The sequence below is a fragment of the Natrarchaeobius halalkaliphilus genome (assembly GCF_003841485.1).
GTDB classification, from domain to species: domain Archaea; phylum Halobacteriota; class Halobacteria; order Halobacteriales; family Natrialbaceae; genus Natrarchaeobius; species Natrarchaeobius halalkaliphilus.
In genome coordinates this window covers 42,870-66,383 of sequence record NZ_REFY01000003.1, presented here as the reverse complement: position 1 = coordinate 66,383, position 23,514 = coordinate 42,870, and the positions used below count along the sequence as shown (strand labels likewise).

21 protein-coding genes are annotated in these 23,514 nt (G+C 57.5%); 12 read left to right on the top strand and 9 right to left on the bottom strand.

Annotation, left to right across the window (positions count from 1 at the left end):
- Positions 1-38: 38 nt before the first annotated feature.
- The 3 genes from EA462_RS07200 to EA462_RS07190 are packed head-to-tail and all read left to right on the top strand — an operon-like array spanning position 39 to position 3,278.
- Positions 39-800, top strand: coding sequence for an ABC transporter ATP-binding protein (locus EA462_RS07200; RefSeq protein ID WP_124177896.1), 762 nt, complete (start codon positions 39-41; stop codon positions 798-800).
- Positions 793-2,052: an ABC transporter permease gene (locus tag EA462_RS07195; protein WP_124177895.1), complete on the top strand. Its 1,260-nt coding sequence runs from the start codon at positions 793-795 to the stop codon at positions 2,050-2,052. Before EA462_RS07200 ends, EA462_RS07195 begins: the two co-directional genes overlap by 8 nt.
- Positions 2,049-3,278 carry an ABC transporter permease gene (locus EA462_RS07190; RefSeq protein WP_124177894.1) on the top strand — a complete coding sequence of 410 codons (1,230 nt, stop codon included), beginning with the start codon at positions 2,049-2,051 and terminating at the stop codon, positions 3,276-3,278. Before EA462_RS07195 ends, EA462_RS07190 begins: the two co-directional genes overlap by 4 nt.
- A gap of 40 nt (positions 3,279-3,318) precedes the next feature.
- On the opposite strand, the gene EA462_RS07185 is transcribed toward EA462_RS07190, so the two are convergent.
- A complete protein-coding gene (locus EA462_RS07185; protein WP_124177893.1) occupies positions 3,319-3,963 on the bottom strand; it encodes an METTL5 family protein in 645 nt (214 codons plus the stop codon).
- Between the two features lie 282 nt (positions 3,964-4,245).
- Between EA462_RS07185 and EA462_RS17245 the strand changes: the two genes are divergently transcribed.
- Positions 4,246-4,416, top strand: a complete 171-nt coding sequence (locus tag EA462_RS17245; protein ID WP_165872031.1) for a hypothetical protein — start codon at positions 4,246-4,248, stop codon at positions 4,414-4,416.
- Between the two features lie 117 nt (positions 4,417-4,533).
- On the opposite strand, the gene EA462_RS07180 is transcribed toward EA462_RS17245, so the two are convergent.
- Entirely contained in the window at positions 4,534-5,562 is a 1,029-nt protein-coding gene (locus EA462_RS07180; RefSeq protein WP_124177892.1) for a hypothetical protein, read from the bottom strand.
- 96 nt (positions 5,563-5,658) lie between these two features.
- Complete coding sequence (locus EA462_RS07175) at positions 5,659-6,561, bottom strand: DUF7139 domain-containing protein (RefSeq protein ID WP_124177891.1); 903 nt, start codon at positions 6,559-6,561, stop codon at positions 5,659-5,661.
- Between the two features lie 135 nt (positions 6,562-6,696).
- Here EA462_RS07175 and dph2 point away from each other — a divergent pair, with 135 nt between their 5' ends.
- From dph2 to EA462_RS07135, 8 genes are all read left to right on the top strand, one after another.
- Positions 6,697-7,746, top strand: a complete 1,050-nt coding sequence (gene dph2, locus EA462_RS07170; protein WP_124177890.1) for a diphthamide biosynthesis enzyme Dph2 — start codon at positions 6,697-6,699, stop codon at positions 7,744-7,746.
- Between the two features lie 156 nt (positions 7,747-7,902).
- A complete protein-coding gene (locus EA462_RS07165; protein ID WP_124177889.1) occupies positions 7,903-8,631 on the top strand; it encodes a DUF7344 domain-containing protein in 729 nt (242 codons plus the stop codon).
- A gap of 86 nt (positions 8,632-8,717) precedes the next feature.
- On the top strand, positions 8,718-9,548 hold the full coding sequence (locus EA462_RS07160) for an MBL fold metallo-hydrolase (RefSeq protein ID WP_124177888.1): 831 nt from the start codon (positions 8,718-8,720) through the stop codon (positions 9,546-9,548).
- 78 nt (positions 9,549-9,626) lie between these two features.
- Positions 9,627-11,399, top strand: coding sequence for an AAA family ATPase (locus EA462_RS07155; RefSeq protein WP_124177887.1), 1,773 nt, complete (start codon positions 9,627-9,629; stop codon positions 11,397-11,399).
- Between the two features lie 53 nt (positions 11,400-11,452).
- Positions 11,453-12,379: a hypothetical protein gene (locus EA462_RS07150; RefSeq protein WP_124177886.1), complete on the top strand. Its 927-nt coding sequence runs from the start codon at positions 11,453-11,455 to the stop codon at positions 12,377-12,379.
- Positions 12,380-12,550: 171 nt separating this feature from the next.
- Positions 12,551-13,312 carry a helix-turn-helix transcriptional regulator gene (locus tag EA462_RS07145; RefSeq protein WP_124177885.1) on the top strand — a complete coding sequence of 254 codons (762 nt, stop codon included), beginning with the start codon at positions 12,551-12,553 and terminating at the stop codon, positions 13,310-13,312.
- Between the two features lie 86 nt (positions 13,313-13,398).
- Entirely contained in the window at positions 13,399-13,833 is a 435-nt protein-coding gene (locus tag EA462_RS07140) for a hypothetical protein (protein ID WP_124177884.1), read from the top strand.
- A gap of 72 nt (positions 13,834-13,905) precedes the next feature.
- Positions 13,906-15,384 carry a phytoene desaturase family protein gene (locus EA462_RS07135; protein ID WP_124177883.1) on the top strand — a complete coding sequence of 493 codons (1,479 nt, stop codon included), beginning with the start codon at positions 13,906-13,908 and terminating at the stop codon, positions 15,382-15,384.
- Positions 15,385-15,474: 90 nt separating this feature from the next.
- On the opposite strand, the gene EA462_RS07130 is transcribed toward EA462_RS07135, so the two are convergent.
- The 6 genes from EA462_RS07130 to EA462_RS07105 form a co-directional block, all read right to left on the bottom strand.
- Positions 15,475-16,131, bottom strand: coding sequence for a lactate utilization protein (locus tag EA462_RS07130; RefSeq protein ID WP_124177882.1), 657 nt, complete (start codon positions 16,129-16,131; stop codon positions 15,475-15,477).
- Positions 16,132-16,931: 800 nt separating this feature from the next.
- Positions 16,932-18,113 carry a Fic family protein gene (locus EA462_RS07125; protein WP_124177881.1) on the bottom strand — a complete coding sequence of 394 codons (1,182 nt, stop codon included), beginning with the start codon at positions 18,111-18,113 and terminating at the stop codon, positions 16,932-16,934.
- A gap of 825 nt (positions 18,114-18,938) precedes the next feature.
- Positions 18,939-19,976, bottom strand: coding sequence for a tyrosine-type recombinase/integrase (locus EA462_RS07120; RefSeq protein WP_124177880.1), 1,038 nt, complete (start codon positions 19,974-19,976; stop codon positions 18,939-18,941).
- Positions 19,966-20,358, bottom strand: a complete 393-nt coding sequence (locus EA462_RS07115) for a DUF5805 domain-containing protein (protein WP_124177879.1) — start codon at positions 20,356-20,358, stop codon at positions 19,966-19,968. Before EA462_RS07115 ends, EA462_RS07120 begins: the two co-directional genes overlap by 11 nt.
- Before the next feature lie 1,251 nt (positions 20,359-21,609).
- Complete coding sequence (locus EA462_RS07110) at positions 21,610-21,843, bottom strand: HVO_2901 family zinc finger protein (RefSeq protein ID WP_124177878.1); 234 nt, start codon at positions 21,841-21,843, stop codon at positions 21,610-21,612.
- A 238-nt stretch (positions 21,844-22,081) separates the two neighbouring features.
- On the bottom strand, positions 22,082-23,497 hold the full coding sequence (locus EA462_RS07105) for a class II fumarate hydratase (protein ID WP_124177877.1): 1,416 nt from the start codon (positions 23,495-23,497) through the stop codon (positions 22,082-22,084).
- Positions 23,498-23,514 lie beyond the last annotated feature (17 nt).

The window sequence follows — 23,514 nt, the reverse complement described above, 5'->3', positions numbered from 1 at the left end:
CGGAGTCCCGTCGACACGATCGGGTTGAGAGTGGACGGATGATTCAACGTGTACTACGGCAGTCGCCCTCGAGGAGTTCCGAGACGGACAGTGACAACGCCTCGATCCCTGCGGTCCGTCTCGAGAACGTGTCCCACGAGTACGGTGACACCGGTGGCCGTCTGCGCTCGGGCCCGGATCGAGCGGTAAGGGCCCTTCGAGACGTTACGGTAACCTGCGATCGCGGAGAGATCGTCGGGCTACAGGGACCAAGCGGTAGCGGAAAGTCGACGATCTTACACGCGATCTCGGGATTGCTCGTCCCGAGCGAGGGTCGAGTCGAATTGCTCGGGACCGATCTCACGAAACTCTCAGATCGCAAGCGAACGCGTCATCGACGCCAACACGTCGGTATCGTCTTCCAGCGGTTTCATCTGCTCCCATCGCTTTCGGCGCGGGCAAACGTCGCATTGCCGCTCGTTCAGTTGGGCGTGCCGAGATCGCGTCGACGAACCCGAGCGACGACACTGCTCGAGCGGGTCGGTCTCGCGGAGCGGATCACGCATCTCCCCTCGGAGCTGAGCGGGGGCGAACGACAGCGAGTCGCGATAGCGAGGGCGCTTGCGACCGATCCGGACGTGGTCGTGGCCGACGAGCCGACCGGCGAACTCGACACGGCGACCGGAGCCGAGGTGATCGAGGTGCTGACGGACGTCGGCAGCGATCGCGTCGTCGTAATCGCTTCCCACGACGACGACACACTCTCGGCCGCCGATCGAGTCGTCACTCTCCGGGACGGCGCGGTGGTACCGGATGCGTGATGATACCGAGGGAACGAGACGAAGCCGTTGGCGCGGTCTCGTCGGCTTCTCGCTCGCGCGGCTCTGGACGCTGACGACCAGGACACGCTCGGGTCGGATACTCGCAACGATCAGTGCAGTTGCACTCACGATCGCACTACTGGTGATCGTCTCCGGAGTCGCACTCGCGCTGGCAGACGGAAGCGTAGCGAGTCAGAACGATGCCGACGTTCGTATCGTCCCCGAAAAAAGCGGCGTGCTGTCGACGGTCGACGGCGTCGAGGGGCCGCGGCTCGGGGACGCAACCGATCGAGCCACGACGATTCGCTCCGCGAGCGGCGTCGATCACGCTTCACCCGTGCTCGCCGAAACGGGGAGCCTCGAGACCGCCGATGGTGGGGAGGCACGGTCCGTCCTCTTCGTCGGTGCGGTCGCAGATGAAGAGCCGCGAACGGTCGCGGGGCTGTCGACCGACGGCCTCGAACCGGGTGATCCCCACTACGCGAACGGCTCGTTCGACGGACCACCGAGCGGCGAGGTCGTCCTCTCGGCGGCTGCTGCGGATCGACTCGCGGCCGCCGAAGGTGACGAACTCGCAGTTCCGATGCCCCACGAAGACGGTTCGTCGCAGCTCTCGCTTACCGTGACGGCGGTCGCGGACGAACGAGACGACGACGCGTCCGCTCCGATCGCCCTCGTCCACCTGAGCGAGCTCCAGTCGTTCGCCGGATCGAGTGACGACGAACTCGCTGATGAGGTTTTGATCTGGGGGGAAACCGGTGCAGCACAGTCGGGTTCGGCTGACGCGTATCCGGACGCCGCCGTCGAAACGTCCGGCACCGCCGATCCGTCGTCGCTGTTCGACGACGGGCTGGCGTTCGCGACGAGCGTTCTCGCCCTCGTCGTCGGCATCGCTATCTGCACCTCCTTCGTCGCGACGACCGCGGGAATGACCGTCAACGAAGACCGACGCACGCTCGCGGTCCTCGAGTCGATCGGCGTTCCCACTCTGGGCCGGCTATCGGTGGTCGCCCTCTCGACGATCGCGACTACACTCTGTGGGGCACTTCTTGGGGCCGGACTCGGGATCGTCGGTATCCACGCCGTCAACGCGGCCGCGACCGCCACCGTCGCATCGGGAGCCATCGCGCTTTCCCATCCGATACTTGTCCCCTACGCGGTCGTCATCTCGCTCGTCTCCGGATTACTCGCGATACCGTACCCACTCACCGTCGCCGCGCGAACATCCGTGCTAGAGGAGGTCGGACAGTGAGCGTTCGCGGGAGATCGGTACGGGCTCGCGCGGTAGCCGGAATTGCCCTCGTTCAACTCCGCCGATCACCGAGCCGAACGGTCCTCGCGATACTCGCCGTCGCGGTCGCGGTGTTGTCGGTGACGCTGTTGACGAGCCTGGGTGCCGGCGTCGTCGCGATGGGGGAGGACGGACTCGACACCGCCGATCGAGACATCTGGATCTCGAGCGATCCGGTCGATCCTGGTGCGAGCGGAACGGAGAATTCCGTCGTGGGCTCACACGCCGTCGCCGCCGAACTCTCGGAACGGGAAGATATCACCGGAGCCTCTCCGATCGCGATGCACGACGTCTACATCGGAACGGAACCCGACGATCTCGAGCGGAATCCGGCGGTCGGCGTCCAGCGAACCCACGACGGGTTCGGATTCGAGGACGGTGACGGATTTGAAACCCCCGAGGAAGCATACGAGGATGCGCGAGCAGACGATCCAGTGGTCGAAGAGATCGTCCTCGATCCGGCCATCGCGGGCGAATTAGACGCGGAGACCGGCGATACGGTGTACGTCGGGACCAGCCGCGAGTCCGCGCCGGAGTACGAGTTCACGGTCGTTGGAACGTCCGCGTACTACTCGCAGTTTCTCGGCTCGGACACGGTGACGCTCCCGCTGGTCGATCTGCAGGCGGTCGCCGGAACGACGGGAACGGATCGGTCGACGTTCATCACCGCCAACGTGACCGACGACGCCGACCGTGACGAGGTACGCAACGAACTCACAGCGGCGTATCCCGACTACGACGTCCGCACGAGCGACGAACAGGTCGGCGCGATGCTCGAAGAGCGCCCGCTCGTCATCGCCAGTGGTCTCACACTGGTCGGGCTCGCCGTCCTCGGCGGCAGCGTTCTCACGGTAAACCTGTTCACGCTCGTCACCTACCACCAGCGGACCGAACTCGCCGCGCTCCGAGCGATCGGCCTCTCGCGGCCCGTTCTGGCGGGAACGATCGGCGTCCAGGGCCTCAGTATCGGGCTGCTCGGTGGTATCGTCGGCCTCGCAGCGACGCCACCGCTGGTTCGGGGGTTAAACCACATTTCGACCGCCGTCATCGGTTTCGAGCGCCTCCTTCGAACCCCACTCGAGGTCTACGTCCTCGGCATCGGACTGGCGCTGATGCTCGGAACCACCGTCGCCCTCGTCACCGGCTGGCGAGCCGGGCGATACGCCCGGATCGAACACCTCGAGTAGTCCGGGAAACTCGAGACCTGACGGCCGTATGAAAGCGCCATCACTCGGGCCACTCGATACGGAATACTTCCGCCTCGAGCGTTTCCGTCCGCTCCGTGTGAAACGCAAAACGGCGATCGATCGGTAACTCGGCGCGGAACGCGTGGGTCACGTCGCCACCGAAATCCGCCGCGTAGGACTCGACGAACGACTGACTCCCCTCGTTGTGAATCGTATAGGAGACCGAAGAGAGTTCGCGCGCGGTTTCGAGAAACGAACGGTCGGCGTGGCGATTGCCACGCTGTGCGCCGAACGGCGGGTTCGAGACGACGGTTCCCGCCTCCTCCGAAAACGGGTGTCGGATGACATCGCCGCGGACCCAGTCGATTCCGTCGGTTCGACCGCTGTCGAGTCCGGGTTCGACCGCCCGTTCGTTTCGTCGAGCCAATTCGAGCGCGTCGGGGTCGACGTCGATGCCGACGACGGCGTCGGCCCCCGAAATCGCCGCGGCGATAGCGAGCATCCCCGTTCCCGTCCCGAGGTCCAGAACACGACGATCCAGATCACCCTGTAGCCTCGCCAGGTGACAGAGGTGAGCGGCCAGATCCGACGGCGTCAGATACTGCTCGAGCGCTGGAGACGGATCCGAGAAGTCCTCGAGTGACTCGAGGACTCGGGCCAGATTCCGGCGTGAGGGGGGAGCCATTATCGGCCGATCGATTCTCGCGTTTTGACCACCACCGCCGGTCGTACACCTCCGGACGGGGGAGACCGAACGCGAGTCGAGCGAATGCCGGCGACCGTCGACGACGGATCCAAATTAGACGTGTCACTCATTAGCACCAGCTACGCGAGTCGCGTCCAAAAGTCCTCGCAAATCCGAGATAGCCATCACTCGAGCGGTCGAAGGCCCGATCGACCGCGACCAACAGTATGGTTTCACGACACGTTCGAATAGAGTTAAGGACAGCCCGCGAGAAGTTTCAGTATGGACGAGTGTCCCCGATGCCAGGGCTCGCTCGAGCGACTGTCTCTCGGAGAGGCGTCGACCGTCGCCTGTTCAAACTGTGGCTATGCAGACATTCCGGTCGAGCACGACCGTCCGAGGGACGAACCAGAATCCTGGCGGGATGCACTCAATCGCTTCTATCAGCGCTAAAGAAGACTATTTCGAGACTCCACCTCGAGACGAGAGGTATCCATCGAGCCGTCGAGCGAGATTTCAATCGGGACGGCATCCGAAATCGCGGTTCGAGACCGACGATAGCCGAGGCGTCTATTCGCTCGTCGTGGCGGCTTCCGCCTCGTCGTCTTCCTCGTGATCGACATCCTCGTCCGAACGCGCAGCAACGAGGCCACCGCGGGCGACGCTGTAGAGCGGCTCGTTCGCGTGGGAGACGCCACTGATGGAGAACGGAATGTTCGCGTCCTCGAGGTGGTCACGGAACAACGCTTCGAAGCCGCTCGGACTCGAGGTTCCGCCGGTGACGACGACGGGGACGTCGAGTCCCTCCTCGACGTCCTCGTCGTCGACTTCTGCGACGATGTTCTCGATGACGTAGTCGAGCAGGTTTTCGTAGTAAATGGAGAGGGCACCTTCGACGCCACCGACGTCCGTGGTAAAGTCGAGTTCGAAGTCGTCCTCTTTGATCGAGGTGACCTTGTCGACGGGCGTGCCGGTCGCGCGCGCGGCTTGCTCGTCGACCCAGTCGCCACCGCGGGCGACGGAGAACTTCATGACGGGAACCGCGTAGTAGGACAGACAGACGTTCGTCATACCGGCACCGAAACTGATACCCAATCCGGTGAAGTTGTTGTCCGCGAGTTCGGAGTAGATGACGGACATTCCCTCGTTGATCGGTTCGGAATCGTACCCCATGTCGTCGAGGAACGATTCGATCGTTTTCTGGTGATACAGCGTCGAGAGATCCGAATCGATCGGGTCTGCCGGCGAGGAGAAATAGAGCTTCTCGTCCGGATAGGCGGGCTCACCGACGACCTGCTCGATGATGAGTTTCATCATCGGGATCGCACTCTTTTCGTCGTTCGAGAGGATCCCGTGTTTCATCGGCCGACGGGTTTCCTTGTTGAAAATATTCGCAAAGTTGAGAGCGTCGTCACCGACGACGTACACTTTGTCGTCTTTTCGAATGTGAAGCACTTCACTCCGTGAGAGCATCTGCTCGGCCATATCCGAGTACTCGATTTCCACGAAGGAATTACGCTGTTGCACGAAGACCGTGTCGTTCCCATCCTGTTGTGCAGACAGGATGTTCATTGTTCCGACGTCTAGGCCTTTGGCCATAATGGTCAAGGTGCCCGACGGATTATAAATCTATGTGCCTTAAATATATTTGAACAGCCGGAGGAACAATGCGATATTTATTGACGTAGCAAAGTATTAATTCCGGCCTAGAACGGACCGAATCCGGTCGAGAAGCGTCCTCACGGACGCCCAGCGATCGGTGTCACCGTCGACCGCGTCCTCCGTGCGCTGTTGCTCGCGAAGCTGGCGCAGCTTTTCGGTCTGGTCGTCGACGGTGGAACTCGAGGTCGTGGTCGTGGTTTCGCCTCCTTTGAGTCCCTTGAGCCCGGCAACCTGTGCGTCGACGCCGGACGAGCGGGTCGTTTTCGCCTGACCGTCGACGTCGACGTCGTCGAACGTGTCCTCGGAGAAGCTCAATCGCGTCTGCTCGTTTTTTTCGACGCCACCCCACGAGAGCTCTACGTCCTCCATCGCCTCGTCGATATCAGCCTGAATCTCTTCGTCCGAGTACGATTTTGCCTCGGACTCTCCCGGTGAGTCCTCGTGGTCGACCCGCTCTGCCGCTCGAGCCATGTCGAGATAATGTGCGATGAGCGCAGCCCCCGTCGAAGCGCTGATCGCGGCGAGACCGACGGCGTACGTCGCAATGACTTCGACGGTGTAATCGGCACCGTGGAAGTACCAGTCCTCCGGATAGGCGTAGACGAATCCCGCCGTTGCGGCCAGGGTAACGCCGACGCCGACGACCGAGGTGTACAGAACCCGTCGTTCGGCCGGTAAGAGGACGACGATACCGAGCATGGTCACGGGTAAGGAGATCATTACGAGCGCGTAGGCCGGCTCTGCCCACGAGTAGGCGGGCGACTGCGCGTCGAGCGTGCTACTCCAGAGAAAGAGCACCAGTGCAACGATGGCCAGTCCGATTCCACCGAGGAACAGTCCGAAACCCAGATAGACGTCGGTTCTGTCCTCGGGTTCACCGATATATCGGCGGTAAAGGTCGAAAAGATACCCGCTTTCGAGCGATTCCGCTGGCATTACCGTCCTGTTTTCACTCCAGTACTATGACTGTTGGGTTGAACTTACCTGTCGGTGATCGATCTGAAACGGCCGACGGTCGAGTTCGAATCCGAAAACGCCGCCGTTATACGTTCGTGGCCGTTATGGCGGCTAATGAGCCAGGACTCGGCCTACACCGACGGAGACCTCCGGAACACCGGAATGCGTCTCAAACACGATCGCGAGTGGGATTACGAACTCGAGCGGATCGTCGATGCGATCGACGACCGCGACGCGACGACGGTCGGGTTGCAGTTTCCGGAAGGCCTGAAACGACGCGGTCCCTCCGTTGCCGACGACCTCCGAAAACTGGCCGACGACGGAGTGACGTTCATGCTCTCCGGTCAGCCCTGTTATGGGGCCTGTGACCTGGATACGTACCTCATGAAACGGACCGACGTGTTCGTCCACTTCGGCCACTCTCCGATGAAGAACACGGACAAGGTGATCTACGTCCCGCTCTTTTCGAACGTCGACGTACTGCCGATCATGGAGGAGGCACTCGAGACCCTCGAGGATCCCTCGGAGACGAAGGACGTCGGCCTCGTCACGACCGCCCAGCACATGAACCGCTACGACGCGATGACCGAGTTCCTAGAAGAGCGTGGCTACGAAGTCCACAGCCGACGCGGCGACGAACGGCTCACCCACGAAGGACAGGTACTGGGCTGTAACTACGCGAGCGCGGACGTTCCCGCAGACCAGGTGCTTTACGTCGGCGGTGGAAAGTTCCACCCGCTCGGGCTCGCGATGGAACATCCCGACAAGCACGTCGTCATCGCGGATCCGGTCAACAACGTCGTCACACCTGCCGATACCGATAAGTTCATGAAACAACGCTACGGCGCGGTTCACCGGGCCATGGACGCGAAAAAGTGGGGCGTTATCTTCTGTACGAAGATCGGTCAGGGCCGCTGGGAACAGGCCCAGGATATTATCGCGGACAACGACGACGCCTACCTAATCACGATGGACGAGGTGACGCCCGACCGCCTGCGGAACTTCGATATGGACGCCTTCGTCAACACCGGCTGTCCCCGAATCACGACCGACGACGGCCCGCAGTTCCACAAACCGATGCTGACGCCCGGCGAGTACGAGATCGCAGTCGGAAACGAACCGCTCGAGAACCTGTCGTTCGATACGTTCCACGGAACCTGGTAAGTCGGGAGGAGAACGCGAGTCGATTCGGATCTCGCTCGCATACTGATTCTCAGGAGACACTCAGTTTCAGGATACATTCCCCACCTGTTCTATATTATTTGAACCCAAATACGTTTGGAAGAGTTCTTATGGTCGGTACGTTCCGACTAGCGATCGATGACGACCACAGAACCCGATCGAAACTCGGCACACGCGCTCGGTTCGACCGCTCGTCCCCAGGCGTTACGTACGGTCCTTTCGTCTGATCGTCGTCGTGAACTGCTCCGTCTGGTGGCCAGAGCGTCGCCGTCGGGAATTTCGAAGGAAACACTGGCCGCGCGACTCTGTGAAACTGGTGACGTCCGATCTGGATCAGTGACCGACGAAGGACGACGGAAGATGCTCGCCTCGCTTCACCATCGGGACCTTCCAGCCTTGATCGACGTCGGGTTACTCACCACGGCGGACGACGGAACGATCGTCGCGACGGGGCATTCACTGTTCGATCACCTAGATATCCTCGCGACGGAACCCCCTGACGGATTCGAAGCGGTGTCCGACGCGTTGGCTCACTCGCGACGACGGTCGATCCTCGCGGTACTCCACCGTCGAAACGGATCGGTTTCGACGAGATCACTCGCTCGAGCCGTCACCGCGGACGAAAGCGGATTCGTCGTCTATCCATCATCGAGCGACGACGTCGACGACGTGTACGTCTCTCTCGTCCACGTTCACCTCCCGATTCTGTCCGACGCGGATCTCATCGCGTACGACCCCGATTCGGGACGGGTCCGCTACGAGGGACACCCCGCGCTGTCGGCCGGATCGGAGACGATTCTGGAGCGAGATCGGAGTATCACCGACGACGAGTTCGAGATCGAACTGCTCTCCCGACATGCCGACTGACAATCCGCGAGCGACGAGGCTCCGATACGTACTCAGTGAGCGCCGAGACAACAACACTTACACGGTCGGTCCGCACACCCTCGAGTATGACGGAGATTCGAAGCGACTGGGGAGACTGGCTCATTCGAGACGTCGAAGCGGCCCAGCCGAACGGCCTTGCGGTCTGGTATCTCGGCTGTAACGGATTCATTCTCAAAGGCAGCGACGGAACGACCGTCTTCATCGATCCGTACGTCGGCCTTGGCGATCCACCGCGGACCGTCCGTATGATCCCCGTTCCGTTCGATCCCGACGACGTGACCGACGCCGATGCCGTTCTCGCCACGCACGAACACACCGATCACGTCCACGGACCGACCCAGGCACCGATCTTAGAGCGGACGGGGGCAACCCTGTACGCGCCCGACGAGAGTCTCAGCGTCGTCCGCGAGGACGAGGAGTGGCTCACGGAGTGGAACGTCGACGAAGGTCAGCTTTCGGAGGTCACCGAAGGGAAGACGGTCGAGATCGGAGAGTTTACCGTCCACGTCGAACACGCGAACGACTCCGACGCGAGCCATCCCGTAAGCTACGTCATCGAACACGATGCGGGCACCTTCTTCCACGGCGGCGATACCAAACCGAGCGACGAGTTCGAGCGGATCGGTCGAGAGTACGACATCGATCTCGGCGTTCTCGCCTTCGGAACCGTCGGGATGGTTCTCGACCGGCGAACGCGCTGGTACAACGACGAGAATCAGATCATCGAAGCCGCCACAGCGCTCGAGATCGATCGGCTCCTCCCGAGCCACTGGGACATGTGGCGTGGACTCACCTCCGATCCGAAAACGTTGCACCACCACGCAAAGAGTTTCGAGTATCCGAGCCGGCTCGAGATCACCGAAATCGGTGATCGTGTGGACATCACCGGCGCTTAATTCGTTCGCTCAGAATTAATGAATCATATTTGATACTGTCCGTACCATTTATAGTAATGGTAAGGTAACGTTGTCTCCATGAGTACGACCGCCGACACGGACGACGTGATCGAAGTCAGCGCCGACGGGTTGACCGTCAAGAAAACGTTCACGGCGGACGAGTTTCCCGTTCCTGCTATCCGATTCGAAATCGACTCGAGCCGCGACGAACAGGTCACATTTCGACTGTCGGAAGACATCCCCGAATCGTTCCCGATGGACAAAGTCGGGTTCCATCCCGACTATCACAGCGACGACTGGACGGCCTTTCAGGACCATCACGTCGAGTTCCTCGGAACGCTCGACTCCGACGAGACGATCGTCACGGTGTACGGGATCCGCATCGACGACGAAGAAGCGGCGACGCAGTTCCTCTCGGAGCCGACCATCGTCGAAGTCAGCTCCGAAGACGACGGTCGATCTGACCGGAGAGAAGTCGATGACGGCGTCATCGACACCATCGTCTCCGAAGACCGCAACCAGCCCGTTAAAGACATGCTCGCTGGCGATACCGAATCGGTACCGGGCCTCGAAGACGAGACCGAAGAAACCGACGAGGTAGATCCGCTCGCGGAGCCAAACGGGGACGACGAAGAGGGCGGACTCGATCTCGATCTCGGCGACGTCGATACGGAGCCCGTCGACGTCTCCGACGAGGAGTCGGACGCAGACGACGCACCGGATATCGATCTCGACTTCGGTGAAGAAGAGATTCCGGAGCCCGACTCCGCAGACGCGGCCGAAGCTGACGCCGGTGGGAACGACCAAGACGGAGACGACGAGCCGGAAATCACGCTCGATCTCGAGTCGAGTCTCGAAGAGGAGCAGTCGACCGACTCCAGTGAGTCGGACTCACTCGAGGTCGATCCTGACGACGATGTCGAAACGGATACGGACGACGGAGATCTCGAAGCGGATGCATCTGAAGCTGACGAACCGTCAGACGGTATCCACGACCAGGAGTCACCGACGGAAGACGGTGACGACCACTCACCGGCGGTGACGGACGAGGCGGTGCCAGAGGAGTTCGACGGCGCGCTCGGTGCGCGCCTCGCCACGGAGATCCAGAGCGGCCAAATCGACGAGGACGATCTCGAAGTCCTTCGATCGGAGTTCGAAACAGGAAACGCTACCCTCGAACAGGTAAAGATCGATCACCTCCAGTCCCGAGTCGAGGAGGTCGCAGCGTACACCGGCGCGCTCGAAACGTTCATCGGAGAATACGGTACCGGCACGCAGCTCATCGAGAGCCTCGAATCCGATCTCAGCGAGGTCGAATCCGAACTCGCGTCGCTGTCGGGCCGTCTCGACGACACCGACGAACGCGTCGATGGATTCGAGTCGGAACTCGAGACGTTGACCGAGTGGACCACCGATCTCGAACGCGACGTCTCGGACGCCCTCGAACTCGAAGAGGAAGTCGATGCGATCGCCGGACGAACCGCCGACGTCGAAGCGGACGTCGAATCCGTTACGACTGATGTAGAGGGCGTTCAGACGGACGTCGAAACGGTGAAAACGGACGTCGACGCCGTCGAAGGCGACGTTGCCGAGTTCGACGAAGCGCTCGCATCGGTCGAAGAAGACGTCACGGACGCCACGGACGATGTCGAGGATCTGACGGGCGACGTCGACACGCTCGAAAGCGAGGTCGATACTCTCGACGACGGACTCGCGGCAGTCGAATCCGACGTCGACGACGTCGAGGGAACGCTCGAAGCCGTCGAATCGGATCTCGAAGACCTGCGCGAGGACGTCACCGACGTCCAGGACTGGCGTGATCAGCTGGGATCGATGTTCTCGGACAGCTGATCGAAGGTTCGAAAACGCAACTCGTTTATCCGTCGCCGGCCGAAATTCGGTCGATGGGCGAGACGATTCCCGTTGCTGTACCTCGAAAAGGACGGCCACTCGAGACCGTTCTCGAGCGCTTCGCACGTCGACTCGACGTCGCGGATCTCGCTGACGAGATTACGTCGACACTTCGACACGAAAAAGCACTCACGAAGGGAACCCTCGAGCGCGAGGGAACCAGCGTCTACCATCGTCTCGAAGACTACAGCACCGTTTCCGATCCGACGAAGCCGGAGTACACCCTCATACGGGACGACCGGACCGGCAAACCCCGCCGAATCGTCTTCGATAGCGTCACGATTCCGCTCACCGAGGTCGAGGGCGTTTCCGATGGGACGGAGGTCTTGCTCGTCGGCCGAGAAGAACCGTTCCGAGCGCTACGGACCCACGAGTTCGCGCTCGGATTCGACAGCGCCGACCTCGTCCTCGAGGAAGTCGTCGAACTACGACCGGAGCCGCTCGATCGGATCGGTGACGTGAACGCCCGGATCGATCCCGCCGATACGGACGTACAGGTCGTGACGGGGCTTGGCGATACCGTCTATCACACCCTGATGGGAACACCCGAAACCGTCCCGTCGGCCACGTCGATCGATCGGGACTTTCTCGAAGCGTACCAGGGAGAACTCTGTATCGAACCGCGATACGAACGGCTCGTTCAAGCCGTCCTCGGAACAAAAACCCTCGATGGTGTCGACTTTTCGTATCCTCGAGACGACCGCGAAGAAGAGGCGGCGATCGCAGAGACGGGACTGGGCGTCTACCTCACGATGACCGGATCGACCGCCAGAGATCACGGTCTCTTACTCGGAGAACGGCTCTTTCCGAGCGAAACCGTCTTGCTCGAGAACGAATCCGAAATCACAGAATCCGTCGCCACGGTTCGAACGGTGTTGAACGGTACCGACCTCGAGACGGCACTCGCAGTCGGACGGTAATACGGATTGATTTCCGGGTTACTCGAGCAAGCGATTAGATGCTCAATCGCTCGGTCATCGTTGTCGATACCATACCAACACCTGTGTTGCGCCGGCTCGTTGATATCCACTGGTGCTGTTTGATGAGTAACAATAGTGCTTTTATTAGTCCTCCTGAAAAGATATCTACCTATGGAAGGGTTTGAGACACTCAGGGAACTGACACGGTCTCCTGTTCGCCTTGATGTGCTCCGCCACCTTCTCGACTACGGACCGGCAAACGCAACCGAACTCACTGATCACGTGGACGCGTCACGAAGAACTGTTTCTCGCGCGTTAGATGTACTTGAGAACGAAGGATTGGCGACGAGTAACAGCCGGACGTACTCCGCAACGACGTACGCCGAACTCACCGCCTCCGATGTGTTTGAGCTAATTGAGCAGATCGAGTCACGCCGCGATCGGGCAGCGTTTTTGAATGCTTTTCCCCGAGATGCCGTCGACGTTGACTTTGAAACGGTTAGTGGAACTGCGACTCGCCGTTTATCCGTTCAACCACACGGTCCGGTCTCAAACGTCATCGATACACTTACCGATGCAACGTCGATTCGAGTCTTAGCTCCGATCGCGTCACCGCTATACGTGCGGCCATTCGCTGAACGCGTTCGAGATGGGGCCGATATTGAGGCAGTCGTCGATGCAACCGCCTACGAAGAGTTCTGCGGGAAACTCCACGCGGGGATCCGGCTAGCTGCCACCCTCGCTGATATCTCTCTCGCAGTTCACGATGATGTGGGGTTCGGGTTGATCATCTGCGACGAACAGGTGGTTTTCGGGGCGTACGAGGATGGCATCCTTCAGGCAACGTTCTCGACCGCCGAACCAGCCGTCGTCAATGCAGCCAAGGAAACATATCAGAAAAACCGAGGGACAGCAACTCCGGTCATCGAATGACGAATGATGGATTATCGACACGGGGTGTCCATTTTGCCGTAACCGACGAGGAATGTCATTAACTTCGTGCCCTTCCGAAATTCGACATGGTTCCCACGACGCAGGGATCGGTCCTCCAACACCGAACACGTGCTGTTTTGGACGTTGGTCGGCGGATCACTGTCAACCGACTGGTTGGCGAAATCATTCTCGGCCTGTGGGCACTCCAGCTCGTTGCGATAGGCCTGGGATACGTATTCATAACAGCCAGTGTTGAGGATAGTCTCGCCTTCGAGGTCGTCCAGTTCATCTGGTTCGTTTTTACCTACCTTCCGGCATCGATATTTTCAATCCTCGTTCTCAATCCGATCATGGACCAAACGTTCTATCAGACTGCATCAGCGCTTGGACCGAGCGGTTCTGCTGGCCTCTTTGTTGTCTCTCTTACGGTAATGTATGCTGTCATTGGTATTGCTGTGTCTTTGTTCACACTGTCCGGTAAGAACGCCTTACAGACGGTCAGTGAATGGTGGTCCTCTTGATGACAGTACTGTGTCTAAAAGCGATCCATGACGAACTGGGCACAGCATCAGTAGCGGTCCTTGTAACGACAGATGACCGGAAACAGGTTTGATGTGATTATCGTCGGCGGAGGTGTCGCTGGCATGAGCACTGCCGCACGGCTACAGTCGAAAGGACGCTCGACACTGGTCTTGGAGCAGCATGATCATATCGGCGGCTGTGCCGGCTATTACCGATCCGGCGAGTTCACATTCGATGTTGGAGCGACGACGCTGGTTGACTTCCACCTTGATGGTGTTGGTGGACAACTCTTGGATGAAATCGGATTCGAATATTCGGATATCACCATTCAAGATGCCTACAGCGTGTGGCTTCCCGACCGCACGGTGACGTTGTATCGAGATCAAGAGAAATGGCGACGGGAGCGACGAGAAAAGCTCGGAAACGAAGACCGCCACCTCGAATTCTACAAATTTCTAGATGAGATGTCTGAGACGCTCTGGCAAATGACGAGACAGGACATCAAGATGCCGATACAGAGCGTTCAAGATGTCATCCAAAATGTACGTGCGGTAGGTGTGACGAATATTCCCCTGGTTCGGTATCTCCAATGGACTATGGCGGACGCCCTACGGCAATATGATGTCTACGACGACACGCCGCTTCGTAAAACGGTCGCCATGTTGGTTGAGGATACCGTTCATTCGACGCTCGACAACGCGCCACTGTTGAACTCGATTCTCGGTATCACGATCCGACGGGCTGGGATCGGACGTGCCACTGGCGGAATGTACGGGTTCTGGGGCGCGTTTACGGAGCAGTATCATACGCTTGGTGGAACGATCAAAACCGGGCAGACAGTAACTGATATCACGGGAACCGATGGTGCATACACGGTCTCGACACAGGACAAACAATACACTGCCAGACAAGTCGTGAGTGCGGTACCGATCAATCTCACTAAATCAATCGCATCATCGATCGTGGGTAATGCATTGGACGAGCACATCGAGATGCTTCGAGCTCACGAAGGCGGTGCTGCCGTCGTGTTTCTCGGTGTCCCAGAGACAGAGGTCGATGATCACGATATCACCCATCATCAGATCCTCACAGCGTACGATGAACCGCTCGGCGACGGAAACAATATGTTCGTTACCGTCTCAGCGCCAGAAGACACGGTGAGTGCCCCTGAAGGGTATCGTGCGGTGATGTTATCGACACACTGTGATGTCGAATTCTGGCAAGAACTCGACGATGAGACGTATGCACGACGCAAAGATGCAATAGGTCAACGACTGATTTCACACGCCAGAACGGTCTATCCAGATTTGGCAACTGACCCGGTCGTGTACGATATTGGCACGCCTGTTACCTACGAATCCTTCACAAATCGGCCACGTGGGGCGACCGGTGGATACAGACAAACGATACAAAACTCTAATCAACATGCTGTTCCGCAGGATATCGGTGTAGATGGCTTCTACCTTGCGGGAGACACCACGTGGCCGGGGCTCGGGACTGTCGCATGTATAAAGGGTAGCAAGATTGCTGCAGACCTCGTGCTTGAGTGAGAGATTCACGCTGCACTCCCCTACTAAGGACAGAAACTTCCCACAGCAATCTCTGCACTACGGAAACCTGTATCCGGCCTTGTTGGCTCGTTAGTACCCCAGCTGGTCGCGAACGAGCACGACGGTCGTGCGGCCGTCTTCGAGTTCTTGTCGGTAGATGAGTTGCTTGGCGATGGCTGACTCGACGCCATAGGCCTCTTTCGCTCGTTCGTTCTCGAGGGGGTAGGCCACGGACTCGAGGCGATCGAGTGCGTCCTCGAGCGTCGGAACGATCTTGTTCACGCCGCTGACGATGACGACATTGCTCGCGGCGAAGGGGTACGCGCCGATCCGGCTACCGGAACGGTCGGCCGCGACGAGTTCGCCGGTCTGGGAGATCGCGTTAATCCCGCCGAGGAAGTAATCCGCAGTCTGTGACTCACGACGAGCGGCTTGGCGCTTCGCGTCGTCGTTAATACTCCAGACTTCGTCCGCCAAACTCTCCCACTCGTGGTCGCCTTCGGAGAGGTGCTCGTCGAAGCCGATCTCCTCGAGCGTCGTGGAGTGGCCGTTCATCACCGACGCGTCGGCGGGGATTCGCGCCTGAAGCACTTCGAGGACGTCCTCGGCCGAGTCCGTGACGACGACGTCGAAGCCGTTACTCTCGAGGTTGTTGACGGTCTCCTCGATAGCCTCGTCGGTCGGTAGTTCGTCGAGTGTCGCGTCGATTTCGGTCTCGGCTACAAAATCGGATTTTTGCTGTGACATGTGAGCTATCCGTATGCTTGAATGAGGCTATTAATACCTTAAGCACTCCCGGATACCGGTGTCAGGTGATTACCCTAGTGTTACTTCGGGCGGTATGAGGATCTGCTGTCAATAAGCATCTGTACCACACGTAATTTTTGCACGGGATTCTAAATAGAATTTCAGTACTATCTACTGTTAACGACAGTCCAAGGTTCCAACAATCAGCTACCAGCCAGCCAGCATCGTCAAAAAATTTCTCCGAGAGAACCAACCTTCTCAAGTACACCATCAATTGATCCAGAACCGCCAAGACACGGTGTTTATCGATGTGATCGAGGATAGCAGAATTACGGATACCTATGCCGATCTGAACACAGGATGCATTGTGGATGATATTGGAACGAGGACCACCACATTGTACATTTGACCGACAGGTCTCTACCGAAACCCCATAAGACGGTTTGTTCCTTCGAATAAAAATATGTAATTTAGTAGTTTGTGGGAATCTATCTTCCGAACTTCTGGGAGTGAGGCTAGAGTTGAGCTGCGAACGACACGAAAACGTGCACGACTCCGTTTAATGTTACTTTAGTTATGATTCCTCTGATATAAGGCCGTACTGTATATGTATATCTATAGCTTGTGATCGTACTGAGTTCGATATCTATTCGATTGCGACTTTGAAGATGCCTGATCGTATTCTATCTGAAATGGAATCAGTTCCACTTCGACTGATGACAGATATTCCGGAAGAGCTGGATACGGAGGCGGACGGGGTCGTGATTTAATGTCTGATGGAACACATTCGCGATTATAAATCACGATTCTGAAAGAGGTGTATCGATGAGTTCGTAAATTTCGGTTGCTTGGTAGAGCCGGCTACTTCCGTCGCTCTCAACCTCGGTGAGTACTCCATCTTCTTCGAGTGTTTCAATCAGCGAGTACGCGGTCGTGTGGGAGAATTTAAACTGTTGTTCGGCCTGTTTCGCGGTGATATATGGATTTTTGAAGAGTTGTTGCGTTACCGGGAGAATATATTCAGAGCGGTGAGTTTGATATTCAGTAACGTATTCTCGTCGAAGTTCCAACAGCCGTTCACCACGCTTGACGCCTTCTTTGGCTTGCTGCCAGATTCCCCGAAGAAAGAAATGAAGCCAGTCGTCCCACGAACCACGAGTCCGGACTTGCGTGAGGAGGTTCGTGTAGTCACCACGGTACTCGTTGAAATATGCACTGAGGTACAGATATGGTTCCGTGAGCAGTTCTTCTCGCTGAAGTTCGAGGCTAACTAAGAGACGGCCAAGGCGTCCGTTTCCATCGCGGAACGGATGGATGGTTTCGAACTGGTAGTGGATGACTCCGAGTTTGAGAAGCGAATGAATCGGCTGTGGAGCATTCGCATACTCGAGGAGCGCGTCGAGTTTTTCGTGAGCTTGCGTGGGTGGTGGGGGGACGAATGTCGCTTGTGAAATGTCGGCGTCCTCGAAAGGGGCGAGATAATTCTGCTGGTCCCGAATCTCTCCGGGTGACGGATCTTCGCTTCGGACGCCATCAAGGAGGATTGAGTGCATCTCACAGAGCGTGTCTACAGTAATTCTCTCGTCCCGTTCAATGGCTTTGAGTCCAGTCTGAAGTGCTTCGAGGTAGTTTTCTGCTTGTCGTGCCCCCTCGTGATCAGATGAGGTTTCGCCGACTGCTTGCTGCGCTTCGTATCGATACATATCTGAGAGAGTGACCTGAGTACCTTCGATACGGGAAGAGTGAACCGCTTCTTTACGAGCAAAGGCTTCGATAAGCATCGTGCTGGAACCTGCTTTCGGGCCAATGTATTCGAGCGCACCGAGCATTCGCATTGCCTGCCCGATCTCCTTAGTGAATTCTCCCTGATCGAGTTCGATTGTGTCAAGGGAATCGGGAATAAACGAGGGGGTCTCGTACCCGTCGATAGTGGTTGTGACGAGTTCTCCGGGGGCGCTCTCTGCAAAGCGATTCCGGTCCATATACAACGGTCAGTTCCATCTCACTAAAGGTTTAGCGATTATAGTTGAATGAGTTGGTCGGCCGTTCAAGGTGCGCTGAATTGGTATGGGCGTGATTCAACCTTCAATAAGTAATAGTTGAATACCTGGTGTGAGATTTCCACAGGCTTGAATCGCGATATTCGGTTGCTCAAGGTTTTTGATCTAACATTGAATGGCGGCAATGATGATTCAGTCTGTATCTCCAACCGATTCAAGATAACGTCCACGGAGAGGAGATCTCCGCAACCATCTCACGAGCCTTGATGTGAGAGACGAGCTCGCATTAGACCGTCACTGGGCGAAACAGAAAATGAGAGTATATTGATCGCGGGGCAATTGAGAACTCGTCCACTTCGGTTAAGGAGGCAGCTGCCTGGACGACCCCGAAAGAGTTTAAAGTCCGATAGTTCCATTTTGGATTTGACTGTATCATTTACAATTTTTGGCTGCTGGTTGACTTTCTCACCCAGGAGCGGATTGGGTGATCGAAACGAGAAAGAAACCCCGTACTCCCTCTCATATTTATCAATTGGCTCAATAAAGAGCTGATTACGCTCATTTAATTCTCGTTCTGGTTTGCATTTCGTGAGAGATGTCTGTAGTTAGCGACGCTGTTTTCGACCAGTCATGACCCGTTTTCGAAGGTGACTATCCGATTCCCGTGAACGTTTTGGCCGGCATTCGCATCACAACACGAGAAATTAGATATATCAGTATATACTTTATGAGGCTCATGCGCAACACGAGATGTTACTATAGGCACAGTAAAAAAGACGTTCAAAACCATATCGGACGTGACCGCCCTCATCTGGACAGCGAATAAATGTACTCGAGGTAAGTGGTTCGGACGCGATCACCCCAGTCGTGCGTGTAGGTATCGATCACTTCGCTCGCGACGTCGCCCCGAAGATACTGGACGATACCTCGGTCACCGGTTCGATCCCGCAAATGCGTCGTAAAGAAATGACGGAAATAGTGAGGTGTTACGTTCTCGGTCGTTCCGCCACCAGTTCGATACCAACCGAACTCTCGGCCGTGTTTTTCGACGACGTACCGCACGTCCGACGGTGTAATTCGTTCTCCCCACGAGTTTCGGGTGTCGACGAACAGCGGTCTCGCTGGTGAAATTGGATCGGGACGAATCGCGAGCCACGCCACGAGTACGCTTCGGAGTTCATCGTCGACGGGAATTACGGTATCACGCTTTCTCTTGTTCGAGGCAGTTCGTTCGTCACCGTTGATTTCCGTTCCGCGTGCGGGATCAGATGAAACGAACACGGAGGATGGACGATGATCGAGTTCGACTCTTGCATCCCACTGGAGCTCGAGTTCGTCACAGTCGACGGTCAGGTCGCGAAGATCCAGATTACAGAGCTCACCGACGCGCATTCCGGTTTTCAACAGCGTGAGAACGATCGCTCGCTCGAGCGGGTGCGTGATCGTGTCGACGAACGAGCGCATCTCGTCGATCGAGATATCCCGTCTCGTCGGATCCGAATCGATCGATTCCGACATTTCCTCCATGACCAGCGCCATGGGGTTGGCCTCGAACATCCCGATGCGGTTCATGTAATCGTAAAATCGGTTGAGATACGACGCATACGTCGCGACCGTGCTCGGTTCGTACTGTCCACGGAGCGAGTGAACCCAGGCCATACACTCCCGCCTGGTCGCATCGGGAAGCGATTCGACCGAGAATTCTTCGGAAACGAAGGCCTCGAACCCCCTGAGAACACGTTCGTAGGCCTCGATCGTTCGATCGCTTTTCCCGTGATAGCGCTGGTCGTCGAGAAAGTAGACGATCGGATCGTCGACGTCCTCGGTCGTCGCCTCAGTCGCCATCGCCGTCCCCCACGAGCGTGTACCCGCCGTGTCGACCACTGTATCGAATTCGATTGGTAGACTGAAGATCCTCGAGCGTTTCGTCGAGGCGGGATTCGATATCGTCGCTGACCGCCTCCAGCAACTCGTCCCACGAATACGTGTCAGTCGAAAGTAACTCGAGGACCCGGGTCTCGAGGACGTTACCCCCAGGGTCAGAGGCCGGAGAATCGGGTTCCTCGGAGCCGGATGTAAACCCCTTTCGTCCGGCCTGAACCATCGTTCGAACGAACTCGCTCTGGCTCATGTCGAGTTCGTCGGCATGAGATCGCCACTCGTCTTTCTGGTAGGCCGGAACGTACGTTTTGATTGATTTTCTAGATGTGTCCGGTCGATCGGTCATACGCGATTCATCAAACGGGATGACCTTCAATGTATCTATGAATGCATCTAAGTGACCTTATCTCATTTTCTGGTGATAGAAAATCGGTCCTAAGAACCCATAATATAAGATTAAGGTTCAATAACGGCCCATAACACAAGATAGGTAAAGTCAGTCAATTGGTGTCACTAGTTAGGATAATGCACCAGTGGGGTTACTGGACGGCTGAAAGGCACAATGAGATCATATGTCCGGTGTATAGCACTTCCAATGTGACCGTGTGTATACCGATTCGCTGAGGAACGATTCACCGATGTACGAGTGCCCTATCGGATTTCGCGGGCCCGACTCGGTTCGCTCCGGTGGGAGTTTTGATGAGTGCTACGAGATTCGACTGATCGAAGTTCGATATCCAACTGATTCGCCTTCAGATGATCGGGACGGTCATGGACAACGAACCGGCCAGCGTCGGGCCTGGACGTCTCGACGGGAAAGCACCAGAGCAACAGTGGGTTTTCTGGTCTTTCGACAGACGAGTTACATCCGAGAATCGACGAAATTCGTCACCGACATCGCCTCGAGTCCGTTTTTCGGCAAAAAGATAGTAATAAATGGATTACATTAGTCAACTAGCGCGAGCCAGTAGAGAGAAGCCGAATGTAACTGCAGAAAAGAGGCGTCACGTCGTTCATATTGCTATACGTTTTAAGCTACTATGTCGTCGTTCGATGAACGATCAGAGTCCGGTGGCTGCACGAGAGTTTTCGAAGCCCGTTGTCGAGTTTCCGATGGAACACCTTCCTTCAGGAGATCGGAATGGTTCACCGAGAGACAGTTGACCCGTATTCCGTCTACTCGACTCTGGCAAACGAGAGTCAGAACGTATCTCGGCAACTCGAGAGCAGTTCGACGGCACAGTCCACCTCGAGAAACACGTTCACCGATCGGTCAACCGATCTTGTACTTCGCTTAGAAGACCAGTAGAATTCTAAATCATATTCCGCTATACATAATGGGTCTGCTGAGAGCACGTCGAAGCTTGTGTCGTCGCTGACGGACGCCCGACCGGTGAGTGATGGCTTTCGTGGGGCGACCGTTCGAAGCGATCGGTGCGCGACTGCGGACTGCGAGTTCGTTGATACGCTGGGATGGTCCGGGGACGGGTTACTGAAGTGACCCGCGACGCGCTATCCTGGATTGCTAACGAGGAGTATCCAGCGCATCTCTCAAGAGAGCATACGAAAACGGCGGCAGGAGCGAACCGGGAACGGACTAGTGAGTTGTAGTTCTGACGTCTTCGACGTGATATAAGTCCTGCTGGAGGCCGTCGCCATCGCAGTCCTCGTTCGGACATTCGTAGTGCCAGCCGTCCTGCGTCGCGTCTCCCTCACGGAAGCGCTCACCACAGATCTGGCAGAACAGTTGTCCTTTCCGACACGTATCCCGGTGTAACTCGAGTGCGAGTTCGGTCTGAAACGACTGGTTACAGTTGCGACAGGTGTGCATGTGTCGTCAGACGCGAGCATCGGGCAAAACTGCTTGGGTTCGTTTATTACGCTCGTATCGCGGTTGGTTCGGACTCGCTACGCTGATTTGCCGTTCAAGGTCAGGCAAAAAAGAGCTGTTCGTGAGGGCGTATATTCGGACTCGAGTACCTGCTTTCTCGACACATCGGAGATAATGGATGTCGAGATCGCGAACGGAGGCCGTCTGCGAGAGATCAGTACGCTGACGGTGCGATCTTTCAGTCGTCCTGTCCGAGAATGCCCCGTTCGGTCATCTTGGCTGGGTCGAGAACCTCATCAGCTTCGTCTTCGTCGAGATATCCCTTCTCGAGAGCGACTTCTCGGATGGTCTTTCCTTCGTTGGTTGCGATCTTTGCGACCTCGCTCGCCTTATCGTAGCCGATGTGAACGTTGAGCGGAGTCGCAAGCGCCATCGACTGTTCAACCGCCCCAGCACAGTGTTCGCTATTCGCCTCGAGCGGTCGGACGAACCGATCGGCGAAGACGGTACTCGCGTTCGCGAGGAGTTCAGCCGACTGCAAGAAGTTGTGTGCGAGAACTGGTTTGTAGAGGTTGAGATCGATCTGTCCCTCTGCTGCCCCGGCTGTGACCGCGGCGTCGTTGCCGACGACCTGTTTGTGAACCTGATTGACGGCTTCAGCGACGACCGGATTGATTTTGCCGGGCATGATCGACGAGCCGGGCTGGTTCTGTGGTTGTTCGATCTCACCGAGTCCGTTTCGCGGCCCGGAAGCGAGCAGGCGAAGGTCGTTTGCGATCTTGTTGAGTGAGCCGGCGACGACACGCAACGCACCGTGGGCTTCCGACATCGCGTCGTGGGCGGCCTGAGCCTCGAAGTGGTTGTCCGCCTCGCGGAACTGGACACCGGTCTCTTTGGTGATGTACTCCGCAGCGCGTCCGGGGAACTCGGGGTGCGTGTTCAGTCCGGTTCCCGTTGCAGTGCCACCGAGTGCGAGTTCAGCGAGGTGTTCACGGACCTTGTCGACGCGGGCGAGCCCCTTTTCGACCTGAGTCCGGTAGCCACCGAACTCCTGTCCCAGGGTGACCGGCGTCGCATCCTGAAGGTGTGTGCGACCGGTTTTGACGACGTCATCGAACTCGGATTCTTTCTCCTCGAGAGCCTCTCGAAGCGTATCGAGCGCCGGAATGACGTCCTTTTCGATCGCCTCGAGGGAGGCGACGTGCATCGCGGTTGGGATCACGTCGTTGCTCGATTGGCCGTAGTTGACGTGGTCGTTCGGGTGGACGACTCGGTCACCGATATCGGCGCCCATTCTCTCGGCAGCACGGTTCGCGATGACTTCGTTCGCGTTCATGTTCGAAGACGTTCCCGAGCCCGTCTGGAAGACGTCGACCGGAAACTGATCGTCGTGTTCGCCGGCGATGACCTCGTCGGCTGCTTCGACGATCGCGTCCGCGACATCGTCGTCGACTAGATCGAGGTCGCGATTGGCCTGAGCGGCGGCTTTTTTGACCACGCCGAGTCCTCGAATGAACCGTCGGCCGAACGAGATACCGGAGATCGGAAAGTTCTGGATAGCACGCTGAGTCTGTGCGCCCCAGTAGGCGTCCGTCGGAACCCGCATCTCACCGAGACTGTCCTGCTCGAGTCGATAATCGTCTTCGTCTCCCATACGCGGGCTCTCACGGT

Bases quoted from the DNA above. Each gene is read 5' to 3' on its own strand.
- EA462_RS07120 (WP_124177880.1), bottom strand. From the start codon at position 19,976: ATGGCGACTGAGGCGACGACCGAGGACGTCGACGATCCGATCGTCTAC.
- dph2 (WP_124177890.1), top strand. From the start codon at position 6,697: ATGAGCCAGGACTCGGCCTACACCGACGGAGACCTCCGGAACACCGGA.
- EA462_RS07140 (WP_124177884.1), top strand. From the start codon at position 13,399: ATGGTTCCCACGACGCAGGGATCGGTCCTCCAACACCGAACACGTGCT.
- EA462_RS07200 (WP_124177896.1), top strand. From the start codon at position 39: ATGATTCAACGTGTACTACGGCAGTCGCCCTCGAGGAGTTCCGAGACG.
- EA462_RS07105 (WP_124177877.1), bottom strand. From the start codon at position 23,497: ATGGGAGACGAAGACGATTATCGACTCGAGCAGGACAGTCTCGGTGAG.
- EA462_RS07135 (WP_124177883.1), top strand. From the start codon at position 13,906: ATGACCGGAAACAGGTTTGATGTGATTATCGTCGGCGGAGGTGTCGCT.
- EA462_RS07110 (WP_124177878.1), bottom strand. From the start codon at position 21,843: ATGCACACCTGTCGCAACTGTAACCAGTCGTTTCAGACCGAACTCGCA.
- EA462_RS07155 (WP_124177887.1), top strand. From the start codon at position 9,627: ATGAGTACGACCGCCGACACGGACGACGTGATCGAAGTCAGCGCCGAC.
- EA462_RS07160 (WP_124177888.1), top strand. From the start codon at position 8,718: ATGACGGAGATTCGAAGCGACTGGGGAGACTGGCTCATTCGAGACGTC.
- EA462_RS17245 (WP_165872031.1), top strand. From the start codon at position 4,246: ATGGACGAGTGTCCCCGATGCCAGGGCTCGCTCGAGCGACTGTCTCTC.
- EA462_RS07180 (WP_124177892.1), bottom strand. From the start codon at position 5,562: ATGGCCAAAGGCCTAGACGTCGGAACAATGAACATCCTGTCTGCACAA.
- EA462_RS07145 (WP_124177885.1), top strand. From the start codon at position 12,551: ATGGAAGGGTTTGAGACACTCAGGGAACTGACACGGTCTCCTGTTCGC.
- EA462_RS07185 (WP_124177893.1), bottom strand. From the start codon at position 3,963: ATGGCTCCCCCCTCACGCCGGAATCTGGCCCGAGTCCTCGAGTCACTC.
- EA462_RS07130 (WP_124177882.1), bottom strand. From the start codon at position 16,131: ATGTCACAGCAAAAATCCGATTTTGTAGCCGAGACCGAAATCGACGCG.
- EA462_RS07175 (WP_124177891.1), bottom strand. From the start codon at position 6,561: ATGCCAGCGGAATCGCTCGAAAGCGGGTATCTTTTCGACCTTTACCGC.
- EA462_RS07150 (WP_124177886.1), top strand. From the start codon at position 11,453: ATGGGCGAGACGATTCCCGTTGCTGTACCTCGAAAAGGACGGCCACTC.
- EA462_RS07125 (WP_124177881.1), bottom strand. From the start codon at position 18,113: ATGGACCGGAATCGCTTTGCAGAGAGCGCCCCCGGAGAACTCGTCACA.
- EA462_RS07195 (WP_124177895.1), top strand. From the start codon at position 793: ATGCGTGATGATACCGAGGGAACGAGACGAAGCCGTTGGCGCGGTCTC.
- EA462_RS07115 (WP_124177879.1), bottom strand. From the start codon at position 20,358: ATGACCGATCGACCGGACACATCTAGAAAATCAATCAAAACGTACGTT.
- EA462_RS07165 (WP_124177889.1), top strand. From the start codon at position 7,903: ATGACGACCACAGAACCCGATCGAAACTCGGCACACGCGCTCGGTTCG.